The following is a 17,034-nucleotide window of genomic DNA, read 5'->3' as shown; positions in this document are numbered from 1 at the left end:
CCTTTGCCCATAACATGGGGTAGAGGTGGTGTTGAAATGAATTTAGGAGACTTGGTCGTTCGTAAATCTTATGGCGGCGATGTGACCTTCCGGGTGGATAATATATTTCAGAATCGGGCCGTCATCAAGGGGACTGAATTCCGTCTGCTGGCGGATTCTCCGCTGGACGATTTGGTGCAGGTGCCGCCTACCCGGATTACCGAGCGGGGGCAGCAGGCACAGATCAAAGCTATAGAATCCCTAAGCTGGCTGCGCAAGAACCGCCAGGAGCAGAGCCAGCGCAGCGGAGAGAGTGTGTCCGGGACATGGACCCAATCTCCGAAGGAAGCTGCTTATTTTGAAGTGCCGGGTAAGGTGCTCCATCTGGACGGCGACGCGCTTTACCTGAAGAAAAGCCTGAGTCTGTATGAGCAGTTGCGCATACCCGCCGAAGGGCATCACATTCATGAGTCCAAAATGGCGGAGACCTTATACCGGCTGCTGCCCCGTGTGCGCCCGGATATTGTGGTGATTACCGGTCATGACGGAGTACTTAAGCAACAGCAGGCTTATGATCTCTACAGCTTGAGCAGCTACAAAAATTCACAGAATTTTGTTGCGGCCATCCAGGTGGCCCGGGAGTATGAGCGGAATTTCGATGCTCTGACGATTGTTGCAGGGGCCTGCCAATCGCATTTCGAGGCGCTGCTGGGCACAGGGGCGAATTTTGCCAGCTCACCGGGAAGAATACTCATTCATGCCCTGGACCCCGTCTATATTGCGGCCAAGGCTTCGTTCACTTCGATCCGCGATACGGTCAATTTGAGCGATGTATTGAACCATACCATTAGTGGCAACCAGGGAATGGGCGGAATTGAGACCCGCGGGAGCTTCCGTATCGGGATGCCCCGGCTGCAAAATCTTGCTACCCTGAAGGTGGCGCCTTCGGTGATGTAGTGGCAGATATAGAGAAGGAAGGATAAGCGATCCGGCTTATCCTTCCTTTTTTCGTGGAAATATAAGAATTTATATGTTTCACACGATAACTTATCCTTCTATTTCTCGCTGAAACAACACCGTCCCTTAAAAGGACGGCAAAGCCGTTTCTACTTGGCAGATTTGCGTTCAGCATTACCGCTAACAAGGAGCTTAAGCCGGGACTTCGTGATGCTAAAAAAATTCCGTTGACAACTTTTTTGGCATCATCTATAATTATTTATTTGATTTGACAATGATTGTGAAAAGTTGTATAATGGACAAGGAAAGAGGTGGTCGTCAGGCAATGGCTAATAACGCGCTGTTGGAAATCAAACGCAGTCTCGAAGCTCACGTCGGTCATAAGATCACGTTGCGGGCTAACGGTGGTCGTCGCAAAACCGTTGAACGTACCGGTGTCCTGGAAGAAACGTACCCTTCTGTATTTATTGTCAAACTGGATCAGGAGCAGCAAACCTTTAAGCGAGTCTCCTATAGCTATGCCGATATACTTACTGAATCTGTGGAAATCACAGTTACCGAAGACGATGGGCAGATGCGGATTATGTATATTAAAGCTTAGCGTCACGGACAGTCTCCCTGCAGGGGGGCTGTTTTTTGTTTTTCCGCTGCATGACCTGTGTCCCTTGGCCGCATACTACATAAGCAGTAGCTCATCATCCAATAGCATAAAGGGAGGAATCCGTAATGAGCCGCAGAAGACGGGGCATGATGTCGGAGGAACTGAAGACAGAGCTGGCCAAGGAGCTTGGATTTTATGAAACGGTAGAGCAGGAAGGCTGGGGCGGGATTCGGGCAGTTGATGCCGGGAACATGGTCAAGAGAGCCATTCAGCTTGCTGAACAGGCAGCACGGAAATCGTAACGCCGTAAGCTGGGGTCTGCAGTTGTAACCTTGGTATCGCCTGCCGGCGGTACCTTTTTCCAAATACAGGGGTCCGTAGAAGCTTGCTCAACTTTTGTTAATGGACTTCACTGCCAGTTTCTCATATAATATGTTAAGTTGTTTTTACGGGAAAAGCTGAGGGTGGGTGAACGCCTTGAAAATGTATGAGAAAGCGCCGGCCAAGATTAATTTGATGCTGGATGTGCTGAATAAACGCGCTGACGGATTTCATGAAGTGGAAATGATTATGACTATGGTCGATCTGGCCGACCGTCTGGAGCTCTCCGAGCTGAAGCGTGATTCCATTATTATCTCTAGCCAGGCCGGGTATATTCCGCTGGATGAGAAGAATCTGGCCTTCCAGGCCGCAAGACTGATTAAAGACCGCTATAACGTGAGAAGCGGTGTACATATTCACCTGGACAAAAGAATTCCGGTCGCTGCCGGCCTCGCCGGCGGCAGCAGTGACGCCGCGGCTACGCTGCGCGGCCTGAACCGGCTCTGGCGCCTCGGGATCCCGGCGCAGGAGCTGCAGGAACTGGGTGCCGAGCTGGGCTCGGACGTCCCGTTCTGCGTCACAGGAGGCACTGCCCTCGCTACGGGCAGGGGAGAACGGCTGACGCAAATAGCGAGTCCGCCGCAATGCTGGGTCGTCCTGGCCAAGCCGCCGATTAATGTATCGACGGCTGAGGTGTACGGACGCGTACGCGCGAATAACATCGCGGTTCATCCGTCCGCACTCCGGATGCAGCAGGCGATTGAGGCCGGCGATTTCGCGGCGGTCTGCGCGGGCCTGGGCAATGTGCTGGAGGATGTGACCCTGAAGCTGCACCCGGAGGTACAGCAGCTCAAAGAAGCGATGGTGAAGCTGGGAGCAGACGGGGTACTGATGTCCGGCAGCGGACCGACAGTGTTCGGCCTGGTGTCGAAGCAGTCCAAGGTGGCGAGAATCTATAACGGACTTCGCGGATTCTGCAAGGAAGTCTATGCCGTGCGTTCGCTGAGCTGATCCAGAAGGCACACAGAAACGGTTAGCGCTGCCCTGGCGGCTTAGCCGTTTCTTCTTGAGCCGAAGCGCAAGCCTTCTTCTGAAGGACGGTATAACCGTTTTCGCTTGTGTAAATCCGTACAAAAATGATATTATTCATAATAATATTCGGTTTTGGCGAGGAGCATTCCGTGAAGAAACTTAAACGAAGCCAGCGATTGGTTGATATGACCCAATTTTTACTTGAGAAGCCGCATGATCTGCTGCCGCTCTCGACCTTCGCAGAGCGGTACGGTGCAGCGAAGTCATCGGTCAGTGAAGATCTGGCTATTATAAAAGAGGTATTTGAAGGCGAAGGCATGGGCGAACTGCAAACCCTTGCGGGTGCTGCAGGCGGAGTCAGGTATATTCCGCGGATGCCGATGGACATGGCACTTGCTTTCGTGAACCGGCTGTGCGGACAGCTGGAGCAGAGTGACCGGATTCTGCCCGGCGGTTATTTGTACATGTCCGATCTGCTGGGACTGCCGTCCCTGATGGAGCAAGCCGGTAAGATTATTGCTACGGCTTTTTACGGAGTAGAGATTGATGTCGTGATGACAGTGGAGACCAAGGGGATTCCGCTCGCTTATGCGACGGCTGCACAGCTTGGGCTGCCTGTAGTACTGGTGCGCCGCGACCATCAAGTGACCGAGGGTTCGGCGGTAAGCATTAACTACGTCTCGGGTTCGCACAAGAGTATACATACGATGTCGCTGTCCAGACGGGCATTGCGTGAGAAATCACGGGTGCTGATCGTGGATGACTTCATGAAGGCGGGCGGTACCGTACGCGGGATGGTTGATCTGCTGGGCGAGTTCAATGCCGAGGTCGCCGGTGTAGGCGTACTTGTAGAATCCGGAGCGGTGGAGAAGGAAGAACGCCTGCTGCATGATTACGTATCGCTCGTAAAGCTGACGGAGGTAGATTCCAAGGTACGGCGCATTTCCGCGTATCCCGGCAATTATTTCTCCTCCTGAGTGAGCTGGATTTCCAAAGTTAAAAACCCGGGCATAATGTCGAAACCGTGAGGAATCTTAAGATAACAGCACGAAATGTGTCGAAATCAAAGGTTCTGCGAAAATAATCTTCTTTATCAGGCATTTTATGGAATGAAAAAGAAGGAATTCGCTTTGCTGTGTGGAATTATACACCAAGTCTCTGATGGAAAAAGGTGGTGAACACACACATGCAAATTACGGATGTCAGACTCCGCCGCGTCAACTCTGAGGGGAGAATGAAAGCAATCGCATCCATTACAATCGATAACGAGTTTGTTGTTCATGACATACGCGTCATCGATGGTAATAACGGGATGTTCGTTGCAATGCCCAGCAAGCGTACACCTGACGGTGAATTCCGCGATATCGCTCACCCGATTTCTTCGGGAACGCGCGAAAAGATTCAATCTGCGGTTCTGGCCGAGTACGAACGCGCCGCTACGGAAGAAGAAGAAGTCATTGAAGAGGGAGCTTAAGCTGTGAAGCGCTGACTCTCAAGGATTGCTGCCCTCCCGGGCGGCGTAAAGCCATGCCGTTTTTTAAGATAAGACTTTTTTATGTTTCGGGGTCCCCGCAAAAGTACCTGGGTCAGCCTCGAAGCCAAAGCCCCACTTTGTGGGGGGATTTTATTGGGGTTCGAAGAAAAGGGAACCATGCCTTCATGGTTCTCTTTTCTTTTTGCCCGGAATGAGATATATTCAGTAGTGAGTTCAAGAAGTAGGAGGTTGGCATTCTTGAAAAGAATGGCTGTTGTACTTGCTGCAGGCCAAGGCAAGCGTATGAAATCTAAATTATACAAAGTGCTGCACCCCGTCTGTGGCAAACCGATGGTAGGGCACGTGCTTGATACAGTAAAGGCGACCGGATGCGAGCGTACAGTAGTCGTCGTAGGCCACGGCGCTGAGAAAGTTAAAGCTTATGTAGGCGACAATGCCGAATATGTGCTGCAGGATATCCAGCTTGGAACCGGGCATGCCGTCAAACAAGCCAAAGATCTGCTTGGCGGTGAAGAAGGAACTACGATCGTGATCTGCGGGGATACACCGCTGGTAATGACCGAGACACTGGAAGGGCTGATGGCGCTGCATGAAGCGCAGAAAGCTGCCGCAACCGTCCTAACTGCTATTATGGAGCAGCCTGCCGGATATGGCCGGATCATCCGGGGCGAAGACGGCGGAGTGCAGAGGATTGTAGAACAGAAGGACTGCACAGAGAGCGAAGCCGCTGTCAGCGAAATCAATACAGGCACTTATTGTTTTGATAACGTTAAGCTATTTGCCGCTCTGGAGAAGGTTACCAATACCAATAACCAGCAGGAATATTATTTGACTGATGTTATCGGTATACTCCGGGCACAGGGAGATATCGTTCTTGGATATCAGGCCCATGATGCTGCAGAGTCTATTGGTGTGAATGACCGCCTGGCGTTGTCCGAAGCGGAAGGCTATATGCGTGAGCGTATCAACCGCGGGCATATGCTGAACGGTGTAACTTTAATCGATCCTGCCTCTACCTATATTGGAGCAGATGTTGTCATTGGAGCAGACACTGTGCTGTATCCGGGCACTGTGCTCAAAGGCAAGACGGTAATCGGCGAAGATTGTGTGATCGGACCAGCGAGCGAAATTGAAGACTGCGTGATTATGGACGGTGCTGTAGTGAAGCATTCCGTACTGAATCAGGCTGAGGTCGGCGCACGGGCTTCCGTTGGGCCTTTTGCGTATTTGCGTCCGGGTGCCGTGCTTGGCGAAGAGGTCAAGATCGGCGATTTCGTGGAGATCAAGAATGCTACAATCGGTCACGGCTCCAAAGTATCCCATTTAAGCTATGTCGGTGATGCTGAGGTCGGTAAGAATGTGAATATCGGCTGTGGTGCCATCACCGTTAACTATGATGGCTATAACAAGTCAAGAACAGAGATCGGTGATGATGCTTTTATCGGCAGCAATGTGAATCTTGTCGCTCCGGTAACTGTGGGCAAAGGCGCATTCGTTGTCGCCGGATCCACCATCACGCGTTCTGTACCAGAGAATGATCTGGCAGTTGCCAGAGTAAGACAGGAGAACAAGCCGGGTTATGCGGACAAGATCCGCTCCCGTGCCAAAGCGAAGAAAGACCAGTCGAAGAGTCCATCGTAAAGCGCTCAAGGCCAAAGCGCCGGACGGACTCTGCAAATCCGCGCCGGCGCTACTTGGAAGTTAAATTCCGTCACGGAGGGTTTATATTTTATGACTTATTGCGATTCCAAACTAAAGATTTTCACCTGCAACTCCAATCCTAAGCTGGCTAGTCAGATTGCCGATTATATCGGTATTCCGATGGGCGAGTCCCATACTACTAGCTTCAGTGACGGAGAGATTCAGGTTAAGCTGTCGGAAAGCGTCCGGGGCTGTCATGTCTATATTGTACAGTCCACCTGTGGACCGGTTAACGACAATCTGATGGAGCTTCTCGTTATGGTGGATGCGCTTAAGCGTGCGTCTGCGAAGAGCATCAATGTCGTGATTCCTTACTACGGTTATGCGCGCCAAGACCGTAAGGCCCGTTCCCGTGATCCGATTACGGCCAAGCTGGTAGCCAACCTGATTGAAAAAGCGGGTGCACATCGCGTCATTACCATGGACCTTCATGCGATGCAGATTCAAGGCTTCTTCGATATTCCTGTAGATCATCTGCTGGGTGTTCCGATTCTGGCCCAATATTTCCGCTCCAAGCAAATTCAGAACCCGGTTGTCGTCTCACCGGACCATGGCGGTGTTGTGCGGGCAAGAAAGCTTGCTGACTTCCTCAACGCTCCACTGGCGATCATCGACAAGCGCCGTCCGGAGCCGAACGTTAGTGAGGTTATGAACATTATCGGTAACATTGAAGGTAAAACAGCGATTCTGATTGATGATATCATTGATACGGCAGGAACCATCGTGCTGGGGGCCAATGCTCTGATGGAAGGCGGCGTGAAGGAAGTCTACGCTTGCTGTACACATCCGGTATTGTCCGGGCCTGCGCATGAACGCCTGGAGAACTCTCCAATCAAAGAAATTATCGTGACGGATACCATTCCAATTCGCAGCAGTAATCCGACAAGTAAGCTCAAGGTGCTGTCCGTAGCTCCGCTTATGGGCGAAGCTATTATTCGTGTGCATGAAGAGCTGTCGATCAGCAAACTGTTCGAGATCGAATAAGCTGCTTATATTAGAAAAAGGGTTACACCTCCGTGAAGCGGAAGATGTAACCCTTGTCGGCGTGATGCGGGAAACAGAGCAGCTCGTACGTCTCAGTATCCCGGGCGGGAAATGAAGGTGAACAGGCTGCGGTTGTATAGCGTCCCCTGAAGCTCCACAAAGCCTTCATCCACCGCTGTAATCACACCGATGTCTACATGAGCGCTACCCCTAAATACTTCAACAGGCACAGCATATTGAATATGGTACTGGAAATGGCGCGGTAATGTTAAAATATCGCCCTGATGTGGCATTGTTCATCACCTGTCTTCGGAGTATAAACTTATTGTACCAAAAACGGAACTCTTCTGCTGGGAGTACCGGGCGGAAAGGATAGACTTTAGTTATGAAATGGATTGTTGGACTCGGAAATCCCGGAACGCAATATGCGAAGACCAAGCATAATGTTGGTTTTATGGCGCTGGATGAGCTTGCGTCCAGACACGGCATTGTCTTTAACCAGAATAAATGCAAATCGGTGATCGGCGAAGGGGTCATTGGCGGAGTAAAGACCGTACTGATTAAACCGATGACCTTCATGAACCTGTCCGGTGAGGCGGTCCGCGCTTATATGGATTATTACAAGGTGCAGCTGGAAGATATGATTGTTGTCTATGATGATCTGGATACGGAGCTGGGCAAAATCCGGCTGCGCTATCAAGGCAGTGCCGGTGGACATAACGGAATCAAGTCGATCATTCAGCACACAGGCACCCAGAGCTTCAACCGGGTGCGGATGGGAATCTCACGTCCGGAGCCGGGATTTGCAATTGTCGATTATGTGCTGTCTACATTCGCCAAGAAAGACGGACCCAAGCTGGAAACGATGATTATGGATACTTGTGATGCAGTGGAATTTGGCCTGCAGCACACATTTGAGCAGACTATGGCCAAGTTCAATGGCTGATTACAAGGTATAGGGTGCAGTAATTTAAGGCTAAAGCTATCCGGGGCGGGGCATACTGGAGGTATATACTACCTTCAGGAGGCATATAGATGGCAATAAACTATGTATGCAGGCACTGCCGGACATTCTTAGGAAGCATCGACAGAAGTGATATCACAGAGATGCAGCTGGGCCTACATTCCTTGACCCCTGCGGAACGCAGAGATATAATAGCGTATGATTCAGAAGGTGAGATTACGGTGAAGGTTACCTGCGGTTACTGTAAGCAGGCCCTGGATAACAATCCGGAACTTAGCCTGCTGGCCAGTCCGCTTCAGTAGGTGGAAGCGCCTGTCTCTATCGTCATCCGCAAGCCTTGGCCTTATCCGCTGAGGCTTGTTTTCGATTCTAATTATAATAGGTGGCAGCGGCAACGCTGCTGTCAGCCTATTTAGTAAGAGAGGTGCACCTGTTGTTACAAGGTCTTATAGAAGCTTTTTCGAAGGATCCCGATTTTCAGTCCGTCACCAGCGGTATCGCTGCAGGTATGAAGGAGCAGCTTATCTCCGGCTTATCCGGCTCGGCCAGACAAATTATGCTGGCTGCGCTGCATGAAGAGACGGAGCGTCCGCTGCTGGTAGTCACTCATAATATGTTCTCGGCACAGAAGATGGCCGAGGATTTGCAGGAAGCGCTTTCTCCGGACCGTGTGCTGCTGTATCCGGCTAATGAGCTGGTAGCTGCTGAAGCTGCAGTCTCCAGCCCCGAGACACTCGCACAGCGTATTGATGTGCTTACGAAATGTGCCAAGGGCTTCCGTGGAGTTGTAGTTGTTCCCTACTCCGGTGTCCGGCGGCTGCTCCCCGCCCCACATGTGATGGCTGGAGCCCAGCTGACCGTTTCGCAGGACGGTACCCTTTCGCTCGATGAATTCCTCATGTCCATGATTGAAATGGGCTACGAGCGTGTCGAGCGGGTGGAGAACCGCGGTGAACTCAGCGTGCGCGGCGGTATTATTGATTTCTATCCTATGACTTCTCCACTAGCTTACCGGGTGGAGCTGTTTGATGATGAAGTAGACTCCATTCGTACCTTTGATCCCATAGACCAGCGGTCTATTGATAAGGTCCGCACTGTGAAGATTACTCCGGCCAAGGAGATTATTGCCGATCAGCTGCGCCAGGATGCGGCCTCTACAGCTGCGTCAGCACTACTGGAGCGGCAGCTCGAGAAAATGAGCGACCGTCAGGCCAAGCTGCGTCTGCGTGAGGAAATGGGCCGGGAGCTGGAAATGCTGCGCGAAGGCACTTATTTTCCGGAACTCTATAAATATATCAGTCTCTTATATCCTGAACGCTCTCATCTGTATGATTACATGGCACAGGATACGTTGCTTGTGCTGGATGAACCGGCCCGATTGCTTGAAACTGCGAAGCAGCTGGAGCGCGATGAGTCGGAATGGAACCTGCACCTGCTGCAGAACGGCAAAACGCTGCCTGACCTGCATCTTTCTGTCGAGAGCGATGTGATTATGTATCACCGTCCGTTCCAGAGCTTGTTCATGTCGATTTTCCTGCGTCAGGTTCCGCATATTCAGCCGCAGAATATCCTGGGCTTCATCAGCCGGGGAATGCAGGATTTCCATGGGCAGATGAACGTGCTGAAATCCGAGATGGAACGCTGGCATAAGTCCGGCGTGAAGGTTATTATGCTGGCCAATGGCGAGGAGCGGATGGAGCGTGTCCGCCGGGTGCTTGACGACTACGGGATTGAAGCCCCGACCATCCTTCAGGGCAACCTGGGCTCCGGTTTTGAGCTTCCTTCGATTCATTTGGCTGTCATCACCGAAGGTGAGATGTTCTCGCAGAAGCAGCGCAAGGCGCGGAAGGTCTCCAAGGGAATTGACAATGCCGAACGGATCAAGAGTTATACGGAGCTGAAGATTGGCGATTATGTGGTTCACCAGAACCACGGGATCGGCAAGTACATGGGCATCGGCACGCTTGAGGTCAGCGGGATTCACCGCGACTATATGCATATTCTCTATGCCGGCGGCGACAAGCTCTCGGTTCCGATTGATCAGATCGATCTCATCCAGAAGTATGTCGGTTCTGAAGACAAGGAGCCGAAGGTATATAAGCTTGGCGGCAACGAGTGGACGAGAGTTACCAGCAAAGTACGGAGCTCGGTCCAGGATATCGCCGATGATCTGATCAAGCTCTACGCCGAACGCCAGAGCGCGCTTGGTTACGGCTTCGATAAGGATACGCAGGAGCAGCGTGAATTCGAAGAGATGTTCCCGTATGAGGAGACCCGTGACCAGCTTCGCGCGATCGAAGAGATCAAGAAGGATATGGAGCAGAACCGTCCGATGGACCGCCTGCTTTGCGGAGATGTGGGCTACGGCAAGACAGAAGTGGCGATCCGGGCTGCTTTTAAATCAGCGATTGAAGGCAAGCAGGTGGCAGTCCTCGTGCCAACGACGATTCTGGCACAGCAGCACTATGAGACCTTCCGTGAGCGCTTCGCTAATTATCCGCTGAATATTCAGGTGCTGAGCCGTTTCCGCAGCCGTAAGGAGCAGAATGACACCATTAAGGGAGTAAGACAGGGTACCGTGGATGTGGTTATAGGCACACACCGACTGCTGTCGCAGGATCTGGTGTTCAAGGATCTGGGTCTCCTGATTGTCGATGAAGAGCAGCGTTTCGGCGTGACCCACAAAGAGAAGCTGAAGAAGCTGAAGACCAATGTCGATGTGCTGACCCTGACGGCAACGCCGATTCCACGCACTCTGCATATGTCGATGCTTGGTGTGCGGGACTTGTCAGTTATTGAGACGCCGCCAGAGAACCGCTTTCCCGTACAGACGTATGTTGTTGAGCATAGCCAGACCCTTACCCGTGAAGCGGTAGAGCGGGAGCTTGCCCGTGGCGGCCAGGTCTATTACCTCTATAACCGCGTCCAGGGGATTCAGGAGATGGCTGCACAAATCTCCATGCTGGTGCCGGAGGCAAGAGTAGGCATCGGCCATGGACAGATGTCAGAGTCGGAGCTGGAGAAGACTATTCTCGATTTCCTTGATGGAGAATACGATGTGCTGGTCAGCACAAGCATTATAGAAACTGGTGTGGATATTCCAAACGTCAATACGCTCATTGTGCATGATGCCGATAAAATGGGACTTTCCCAGCTCTATCAGCTGCGCGGACGTGTAGGACGTTCTAACCGGATAGCTTATGCCTATTTCACGTACCAGCGGGATAAGGTGCTGACAGAAGTGGCCGAGAAACGTCTGCAGTCAATTAAGGAATTCACGGAGCTTGGTTCAGGCTTCAAAATCGCTATGCGCGATCTCTCTATCCGCGGAGCAGGCAATCTGCTCGGTGCGGAGCAGCACGGATTCATTGCTTCTGTTGGGTTCGATCTGTATTCGCAGATGCTGGCGGAGGAAATCCGCAAGCGTAAGGTCAGCGTGCTAGGTGAAGAGGATACTTCGCTGAAACAGGGCAATACCGTGATTGATTTGTCGATTGACGCATATCTTCCATCCGAGTATATTTACGACAGTATCCAAAAAATTGAAATCTATAAAAAAGTTGCTGCAGTGGCGACTTTTGAGGATGCCTCGGAGCTTGAGGATGAGCTGCTTGACCGGTTCGGCGAATTGCCGGAAGCAGTCATCAATCTGCTCTCTGTGGCCCGGCTGAAGGTATACGGCAAACTGTATGGTATGGAATCCATGGTCCGGCGGGGCGATGAGGTCTCACTCAATTTCCATGAAGGAACTATCGGGGCGTTAGATACGGCGAAGCTGGCCAAAGTTGGAAATAGCTTCGAAAGACGTGTACAATTTGATAAGGATGCGAAAGCAACGATCCGCATCAAGTCCAAAGACTTGGGCGACAAAGAGCTGCTTGAACTGCTGGAGCAATTCCTCGCGGCAGCTAAACAGTCTTTAAAATCGAAGGGAGAATTACACAATGTCGTTAAATAAAAAACCATGGAAAGTGCTGCTGGTCTCACTGGTTGCAGCAGTTTCCTTCTCAATGCTTGCTGCCTGCAGCAGCAACAGCGGCGATGATACAGCGGTGGCAACTTATAATGGCGGAACGATTACTGCGAAGGAATTCGATCTGGATACCCGCGTAATGAAATTCCTGTCTCCGCAGCAGGCGCAGTATCTGGAGATTGATATGTTCAAGGAGTCTATCCTGAAGCAGGAGGTCGCGTTTGAACATCTGGCTGGCCAGGCAACGGATGAGGCGAAGAAGGCAGCAGAGAAAGAGGTCGATACACAGATTGAGACGATCAAGAGCAGTCTGGGCGACTCCTATAAAAGCTCTCTGAAGGAGCAGGATCTAAGCGAATCGGACCTGCGTTCTTATATGCAGCGGGTGCTTACCGTTTATCAGGACATGCTGCTCAAAGTAACGGACGAGCAGGTGAAGACAGAGTACGAAGCGATTAAAGCTGATTTCACCGTGGCTACACTGCGTCATGTGCTGGTTGGCTTGACGGATGGTGACGGCAAGGAGCGTGCGGATGCAGATGCGCTGAAGCGTGCCAATGAAGCGAAAGCAAAGCTGGACGGCGGTGCAGACTTTGCAGCCGTTGCCAAGGAATATTCGGATGATACCAGTACGAAGGATACCGGGGGCTTATATAAGGATGAGCCGCTGTCCAAGTACGTAGAAGAGTTCAAAGCCGCAGCCCAGACGCTGCCGCTTAATACGATTAGTGATCCGGTGAAGAGCAGCTACGGATATCACGTCATTAAAGTTGAAGCCCGCAAGGAGACAACCTTCGACACGCTGACGGCAGAGCAGCTGGAGACTGTTAAGAGCTCAGCAGCTTCCACCAGCCTGGAGTCGTTCCTCGAAAAGGATCTGGATAGCCTGAAGATTGAGATCAACCTGCCGAAGAGCACCGCCGCAGCCGATGAACCGGGAACAGCAGCTACTCCAGCCCCGGCTGATGCCACACCAGCTCCGGCCGCTACAGAAGCAGCCAAATAATTTTATAGGTGGACAAGCCGTCTGATGCGCCAAGCATCAGGCGGCTTTTTTTGAACAGGCTGGAGCAGGTATAGAATGGTGAATTTAAGAACATAACTGGAATGATGCGCCTGTTGTGTTTGTGATTTTGCATGAACTATTTTAAACAGGCGGCTTGAATGTATAAGGAACTGGGAAGAGATGAATACTATGGTCAGATATTACGATAAATCACTGGGATTAACCATTCCCATAATGGACAGTAGTTGGACCATACTTCTTAAGAAAGCGGGGCAACATGTGAAATGAAAGCTACTGGAATTGTACGCCGTATTGATGACCTCGGACGAGTTGTTATCCCTAAAGAGATTAGACGCACCTTGCGCATTCGGGAAGGAGACCCTCTGGAAATCTTCGTCGACCGTGATGGTGAAGTTATATTGAAAAAGTATTCTCCGATTGGCGAGCTGGGTGATTTCGCGAAAGAATACGCGGAGTCACTGTTTGAGGGAACAGGGCATATTACGATGATTACGGACCGGGACACCTTCATCGCACTCGCCGGCGGCTCCAAGAAGGATTATTTGGAGAAGCAGGTTGGCGTGCTGCTGGAGAAGGTAATGGAAAGCCGTAAAACGGTGCTTGAGACGAATGGGGGCAGCTACGACATCAGCAAAGACCACACGGAGCTGCTATCCAGCTATGTGGCAGCACCCATTATCTCCGGCGGAGATCCAATCGGCTGTGTAGTACTGCTGAATAAGGATGACACGGTGAAAATGGCGCAGATGGAAGTGAAGATGGCTGAAACAGCCGCAGCCTTCCTGGGCAAGCAGATGGAGCAGTAAGAGATTGGCCTATAGAACCCCGCTTATCCTCTGGGGGGACTGCCCCCCGTTCGTGAGACAGGGATCAAAACACCCTGCAAGTTCAAGCAGCCAGTCGCCGGAAATCCACCGGTGACTGGTTATTTAGTTTCGCCTGAATCCGAATTGAGTTATAGTAAGTGATGTAGTCTCGAACGGTCTGTTCAACGATTGCCGTCGTTGTACACATGAGATCTTCGAGGTAGAACGTTTCAGACTTTAGGGTGGAATGAAACGATTCGATGGGGGCATTATCGGCGGGCGTTCCCTTGCGGGACATGCTCATGGTAATGCCTTTTCCTTTGACTGCAGTCTGGTACATCTGAGACGTATATACACTGCCCTGGTCGCTATGAAGCAGCATATTTGCCCGTTTTGGAAGTTGATTCAGTGTATGCAACACTAAAGATGTGTCTTGCTTGTCCGCTATACTGTAAGCTACAATCTCCCCATTGTATAGGTCCAGAATGCTCGAGAGATACAACATCTTCCCTCCAAACGGTAAATAGGTAATGTCCGTGACGAGCTTTTGCAGATGCCCCTCTGCATGAAATTGCCGCTTCAGCAGATTTTCTGCTGGATGTGCTGGCTGCCCCGGGGCCTTACGTTTCTTCCTCCTTACACGGCATTGTAGCCCTTCACGCTGCATAATCTGTTGAACTCGTTTGTGGTTTATGGGTTCTTCTGCCCGAAGGAGTGCGGTGATTTTCCGGTACCCATATCGGAATTTATGCTGTACGCAAAGCTGCCTTATCTTCTCCGCTATAGACTCTGAAGGCTCGGTTTCTACTGCGGCTTTCCAGCGGTAGTATGTGGCTCTTGCAATCCCAAGCCATGCGCAAGCCTCTTTCACCGTTACTTCTTCTCGAATGGACTCGATCCAGGTAATAACGACTTGCGGTTCCACCTCCTTTCCAGTTCCCTGTACTTTTTTAGCACGTCTAGTTGCTGCTTTAAGAAACGATTCTCCGCCTTTACTCTTTCCAGCTCCGTAGAGTGTTCTGGACCTTTTCCGTAGCTGTACTGTTTGCCCACGGGCTGCTCCAGACGATGCACTTCGCCTTTTCGATACCACCTCATCCATGTCTTTAACTGTGTGTTATTCCGTATCCCTAGCTCCTCCATAACCTCTCTGACCGGAACTCCTGCCAACCTCATCTCAATGGCTTTCATTTTGATTTCTACCGGGTAACTCACTCTCGTTGCCAACGCAAAAACACCTCCAAGATTATCTCCCTATCTTACGACAGGGTTTCATTTTCTTGTAGGTGTTTTGATTTGTCTCACGTTATGGGGTCAGTCCCGGGTATGACTCCACAGGAAATGGCGGGGTTTTGTTGTATGAAGTGAAGCCATTTCCACTTACAGGCATACTTAAGCTATAATATAGAAATTCATTCTAATATGATGAGCTTAAGAATGGGGACCTCATTGTAACATGCTTAAGTTCACGTTCAATAATATGGCAGTCACGCTGTAGAAGCAGGTATATCATGAAATCGGACACCCAAGGCTCGAAGCTGCTGCAAGGTGCATTTATTCTTAGCGCGGCAGCTATTTTCTCAAAACTGATCGGTACCCTGCAGAAGATTCCGCTGCAGAACCTGGGCGGTGACGCAGCATTCGGTATCTACAATACGGTCTATCCGCTATATACGATCCTGGTCACGGTAGCCATGCTGGGATTGCCTGCAGCCATCTCCCGGTTCGTGGCAGAGGCATCTGCTGCGCAGGATGACCAGGAAGGACGGCGGGTGCTGCGCCTGTCAGCGGGCATTACAGCAGTCTCCGGACTGATTCTCGGGATTCTGGTCTATACCGGAGCACCGGTTATTGCTGTGTGGGTCGGCAATTCCCATATTACCTCCGCTCTGCGCAGCAGTGCCTGGGGACTGGCAGTAGTACCGCTGATGGCCGCACTGCGCGGTTACTTCCAGGGGCTGCATAATATGATGCCAACCGCTGTGTCACAGGTCGTAGAGCAGTCGGTGCGTGTGGCAGTCATGATCGCACTGCTGCTCTATCTGACAGCGGCCGGTGCCGATGCGGCAGGTATTGCCGCCGGCGCATTGCTCGGTCCTGCGGGCGGAGGATTGGCAGGTCTGGCCGTTATGCTCCTCTATTGGCGCACTTACCGCCGCCGCGGGCTGAAGGCCGCTATGCTTCAGGTTCCCGCCAGAGGGAAGCCAGCCGCAGCTGAAGTCCACCCGGAACGCGAGACGAATGTCCGTAAGCTGCTGGCTTACGGACTGCCGGTGATGCTGGGCGCTCTGGCTATGCCGCTGATCGGCCTGGTGGATGTGTTCACGGTTCCCCGTCTGCTGACGGGAAGCGGCAGCAGTGAGACGGCCGCTATGGCCCAGTTCGGCATCTATAACCGCGGACTGCCGCTCGTCCAGATCGTAACCATGCTGGCCACCTCATTGTCGGTAGTATTCATTCCGGCCCTGGCGGAAGCGAAATTCCAGCGGAACGAGGAACTTATCCGCACACGCATCACGTTGTCGCTGCGCTGGTTCTGGCTCCTCGGCTTGGCCGCGTCCGTAGGCCTGGCCGTCCTTGCAGAGCCCGTTAACACGGCTCTGTACGGGGACGCTGCCGGCAGCGGCGCGATGACCTGGCTGGCCTTCACCGCCGCCGGCGGCACGGTCAGCATCATCTCCGCCGCGCTGCTGCAGGGCCTTGGCGCCGTGCGTGCGCCGGCGCTGCACCTTCTGGCCGCCGCTGCGCTTAAGGCGGCCCTGAACCTGCTGCTGGTCCCGCAGCAGGGCATTACCGGTGCGGCCATCGCCGGCGTGGCCGCACATCTCTTCGCAGCAGCGCTGAACGTGCTGCTGCTCTACCGCCAGGGCTATCTGCGGCTGCGCTTCGCAGATGCCCTGCTGAAGCCCGCGGCGCTGCTCGCGGGCCTGGGGCTGGTTGCCGCGGCCGTGAGCCTCGCCGCGGGCAGAGCGGCGGACGCGGCCGGCTTCGGCGGCGGGCGGACCGCAGCGCTGGCGCAGAGCCTGCTCGGCGTGCTCGCAGGCTGCGCCGTCTTCGCACTCGGCGCAGTGGCGCTGCGGCTGCTCAGCGAGAACGAGCTGCGCCAGCTTCCGGGCTTCGGCCCCCGGCTGGCGGACAAGCTGAAGAAGCTGCGCCTGTTCCCTTAAGGCTTACTAATAATTTACATAGGGCCA

At 52.4% G+C, this 17,034-nt stretch carries 16 protein-coding genes; 14 read left to right on the top strand and 2 right to left on the bottom strand.

Annotation, left to right across the window (positions count from 1 at the left end; genetic code table 11):
* Nucleotides 1-36 precede the first annotated feature (36 nt).
* The 8 genes from yabG (at nt 37) to MKX70_RS05585 (ending at nt 7,070) form a co-directional block, all read left to right on the top strand.
* A complete protein-coding gene (gene yabG, locus MKX70_RS05620) occupies nt 37-936 on the top strand; it encodes a sporulation peptidase YabG (protein ID WP_042231411.1) in 900 nt (299 codons plus the stop codon).
* A 325-nt stretch (nt 937-1,261) separates the two neighbouring features.
* Complete coding sequence (gene veg / locus MKX70_RS05615; protein ID WP_036696386.1) at nt 1,262-1,537, top strand: biofilm formation stimulator Veg; 276 nt, start codon at nt 1,262-1,264, stop codon at nt 1,535-1,537.
* 125 nt (nt 1,538-1,662) lie between these two features.
* Nucleotides 1,663-1,839 carry a small, acid-soluble spore protein, alpha/beta type gene (locus tag MKX70_RS05610; protein ID WP_039305760.1) on the top strand — a complete coding sequence of 59 codons (177 nt, stop codon included), beginning with the start codon at nt 1,663-1,665 and terminating at the stop codon, nt 1,837-1,839.
* Between the two features lie 175 nt (nt 1,840-2,014).
* A complete protein-coding gene (gene ispE, locus MKX70_RS05605; RefSeq protein ID WP_042231412.1) occupies nt 2,015-2,869 on the top strand; it encodes a 4-(cytidine 5'-diphospho)-2-C-methyl-D-erythritol kinase in 855 nt (284 codons plus the stop codon).
* A gap of 170 nt (nt 2,870-3,039) precedes the next feature.
* Nucleotides 3,040-3,867 carry a pur operon repressor gene (gene purR / locus MKX70_RS05600; RefSeq protein ID WP_042231413.1) on the top strand — a complete coding sequence of 276 codons (828 nt, stop codon included), beginning with the start codon at nt 3,040-3,042 and terminating at the stop codon, nt 3,865-3,867.
* Nucleotides 3,868-4,076: 209 nt separating this feature from the next.
* Nucleotides 4,077-4,364, top strand: coding sequence for a septation regulator SpoVG (gene spoVG / locus MKX70_RS05595; RefSeq protein ID WP_036696395.1), 288 nt, complete (start codon nt 4,077-4,079; stop codon nt 4,362-4,364).
* A 258-nt stretch (nt 4,365-4,622) separates the two neighbouring features.
* Complete coding sequence (glmU, locus tag MKX70_RS05590) at nt 4,623-6,026, top strand: bifunctional UDP-N-acetylglucosamine diphosphorylase/glucosamine-1-phosphate N-acetyltransferase GlmU (protein WP_340781455.1); 1,404 nt, start codon at nt 4,623-4,625, stop codon at nt 6,024-6,026.
* 90 nt (nt 6,027-6,116) lie between these two features.
* Entirely contained in the window at nt 6,117-7,070 is a 954-nt protein-coding gene (locus MKX70_RS05585; protein ID WP_019914487.1) for a ribose-phosphate diphosphokinase, read from the top strand.
* Nucleotides 7,071-7,162: 92 nt separating this feature from the next.
* On the opposite strand, the gene MKX70_RS05580 is transcribed toward MKX70_RS05585, so the two are convergent.
* A complete protein-coding gene (locus tag MKX70_RS05580) occupies nt 7,163-7,363 on the bottom strand; it encodes a hypothetical protein (RefSeq protein ID WP_039305774.1) in 201 nt (66 codons plus the stop codon).
* Nucleotides 7,364-7,455: 92 nt separating this feature from the next.
* Between MKX70_RS05580 and pth the strand changes: the two genes are divergently transcribed.
* The 5 genes from pth to spoVT all read left to right on the top strand — a co-directional run bounded on the left by pth (nt 7,456) and on the right by spoVT (nt 13,840).
* Nucleotides 7,456-8,016, top strand: a complete 561-nt coding sequence (gene pth / locus MKX70_RS05575) for an aminoacyl-tRNA hydrolase (protein ID WP_042231417.1) — start codon at nt 7,456-7,458, stop codon at nt 8,014-8,016.
* Between the two features lie 89 nt (nt 8,017-8,105).
* Nucleotides 8,106-8,336 (top strand): anti-sigma-F factor Fin family protein, encoded by a 231-nt coding sequence (locus tag MKX70_RS05570; protein ID WP_042231418.1) that lies wholly within the window; start codon nt 8,106-8,108, stop codon nt 8,334-8,336.
* Nucleotides 8,337-8,467: 131 nt separating this feature from the next.
* The gene (gene mfd / locus MKX70_RS05565) at nt 8,468-11,992 is read left to right on the top strand and encodes a transcription-repair coupling factor (protein ID WP_340781454.1); all 3,525 of its coding nucleotides are present in this window, start codon (nt 8,468-8,470) and stop codon (nt 11,990-11,992) included.
* A complete protein-coding gene (locus tag MKX70_RS05560; protein ID WP_042231422.1) occupies nt 11,979-13,013 on the top strand; it encodes a peptidylprolyl isomerase in 1,035 nt (344 codons plus the stop codon). Before mfd ends, MKX70_RS05560 begins: the two co-directional genes overlap by 14 nt.
* A 284-nt stretch (nt 13,014-13,297) precedes the next feature.
* A complete protein-coding gene (gene spoVT, locus MKX70_RS05555) occupies nt 13,298-13,840 on the top strand; it encodes a stage V sporulation protein T (protein WP_039305786.1) in 543 nt (180 codons plus the stop codon).
* Nucleotides 13,841-13,922: 82 nt separating this feature from the next.
* Here the strand turns inward: spoVT and MKX70_RS05550 are convergent.
* Nucleotides 13,923-15,067, bottom strand: a protein-coding gene (locus MKX70_RS05550) for an IS3 family transposase (RefSeq protein ID WP_156123389.1) whose coding sequence is annotated in 2 segments (ribosomal slippage) — nt 13,923-14,794 and nt 14,794-15,067 — 1,146 coding nt in all. Because the reading frame shifts where the segments join, the coding sequence is not laid out codon by codon here.
* Nucleotides 15,068-15,351: 284 nt separating this feature from the next.
* Between MKX70_RS05550 and MKX70_RS05545 the strand changes: the two genes are divergently transcribed.
* Nucleotides 15,352-17,007, top strand: a complete 1,656-nt coding sequence (locus tag MKX70_RS05545) for a putative polysaccharide biosynthesis protein (protein WP_340839652.1) — start codon at nt 15,352-15,354, stop codon at nt 17,005-17,007.
* The last annotated feature ends 27 nt before the right edge of the window (nt 17,008-17,034 follow it).

It is taken from the genome of Paenibacillus sp. FSL R7-0312 (genome assembly GCF_038004445.1).
Lineage (GTDB): Bacteria > Bacillota > Bacilli > Paenibacillales > Paenibacillaceae > Paenibacillus_AQ.
Note: the sequence above shows the minus strand (reverse complement) of the source record. Positions and strands in the feature narration are given on the sequence as shown.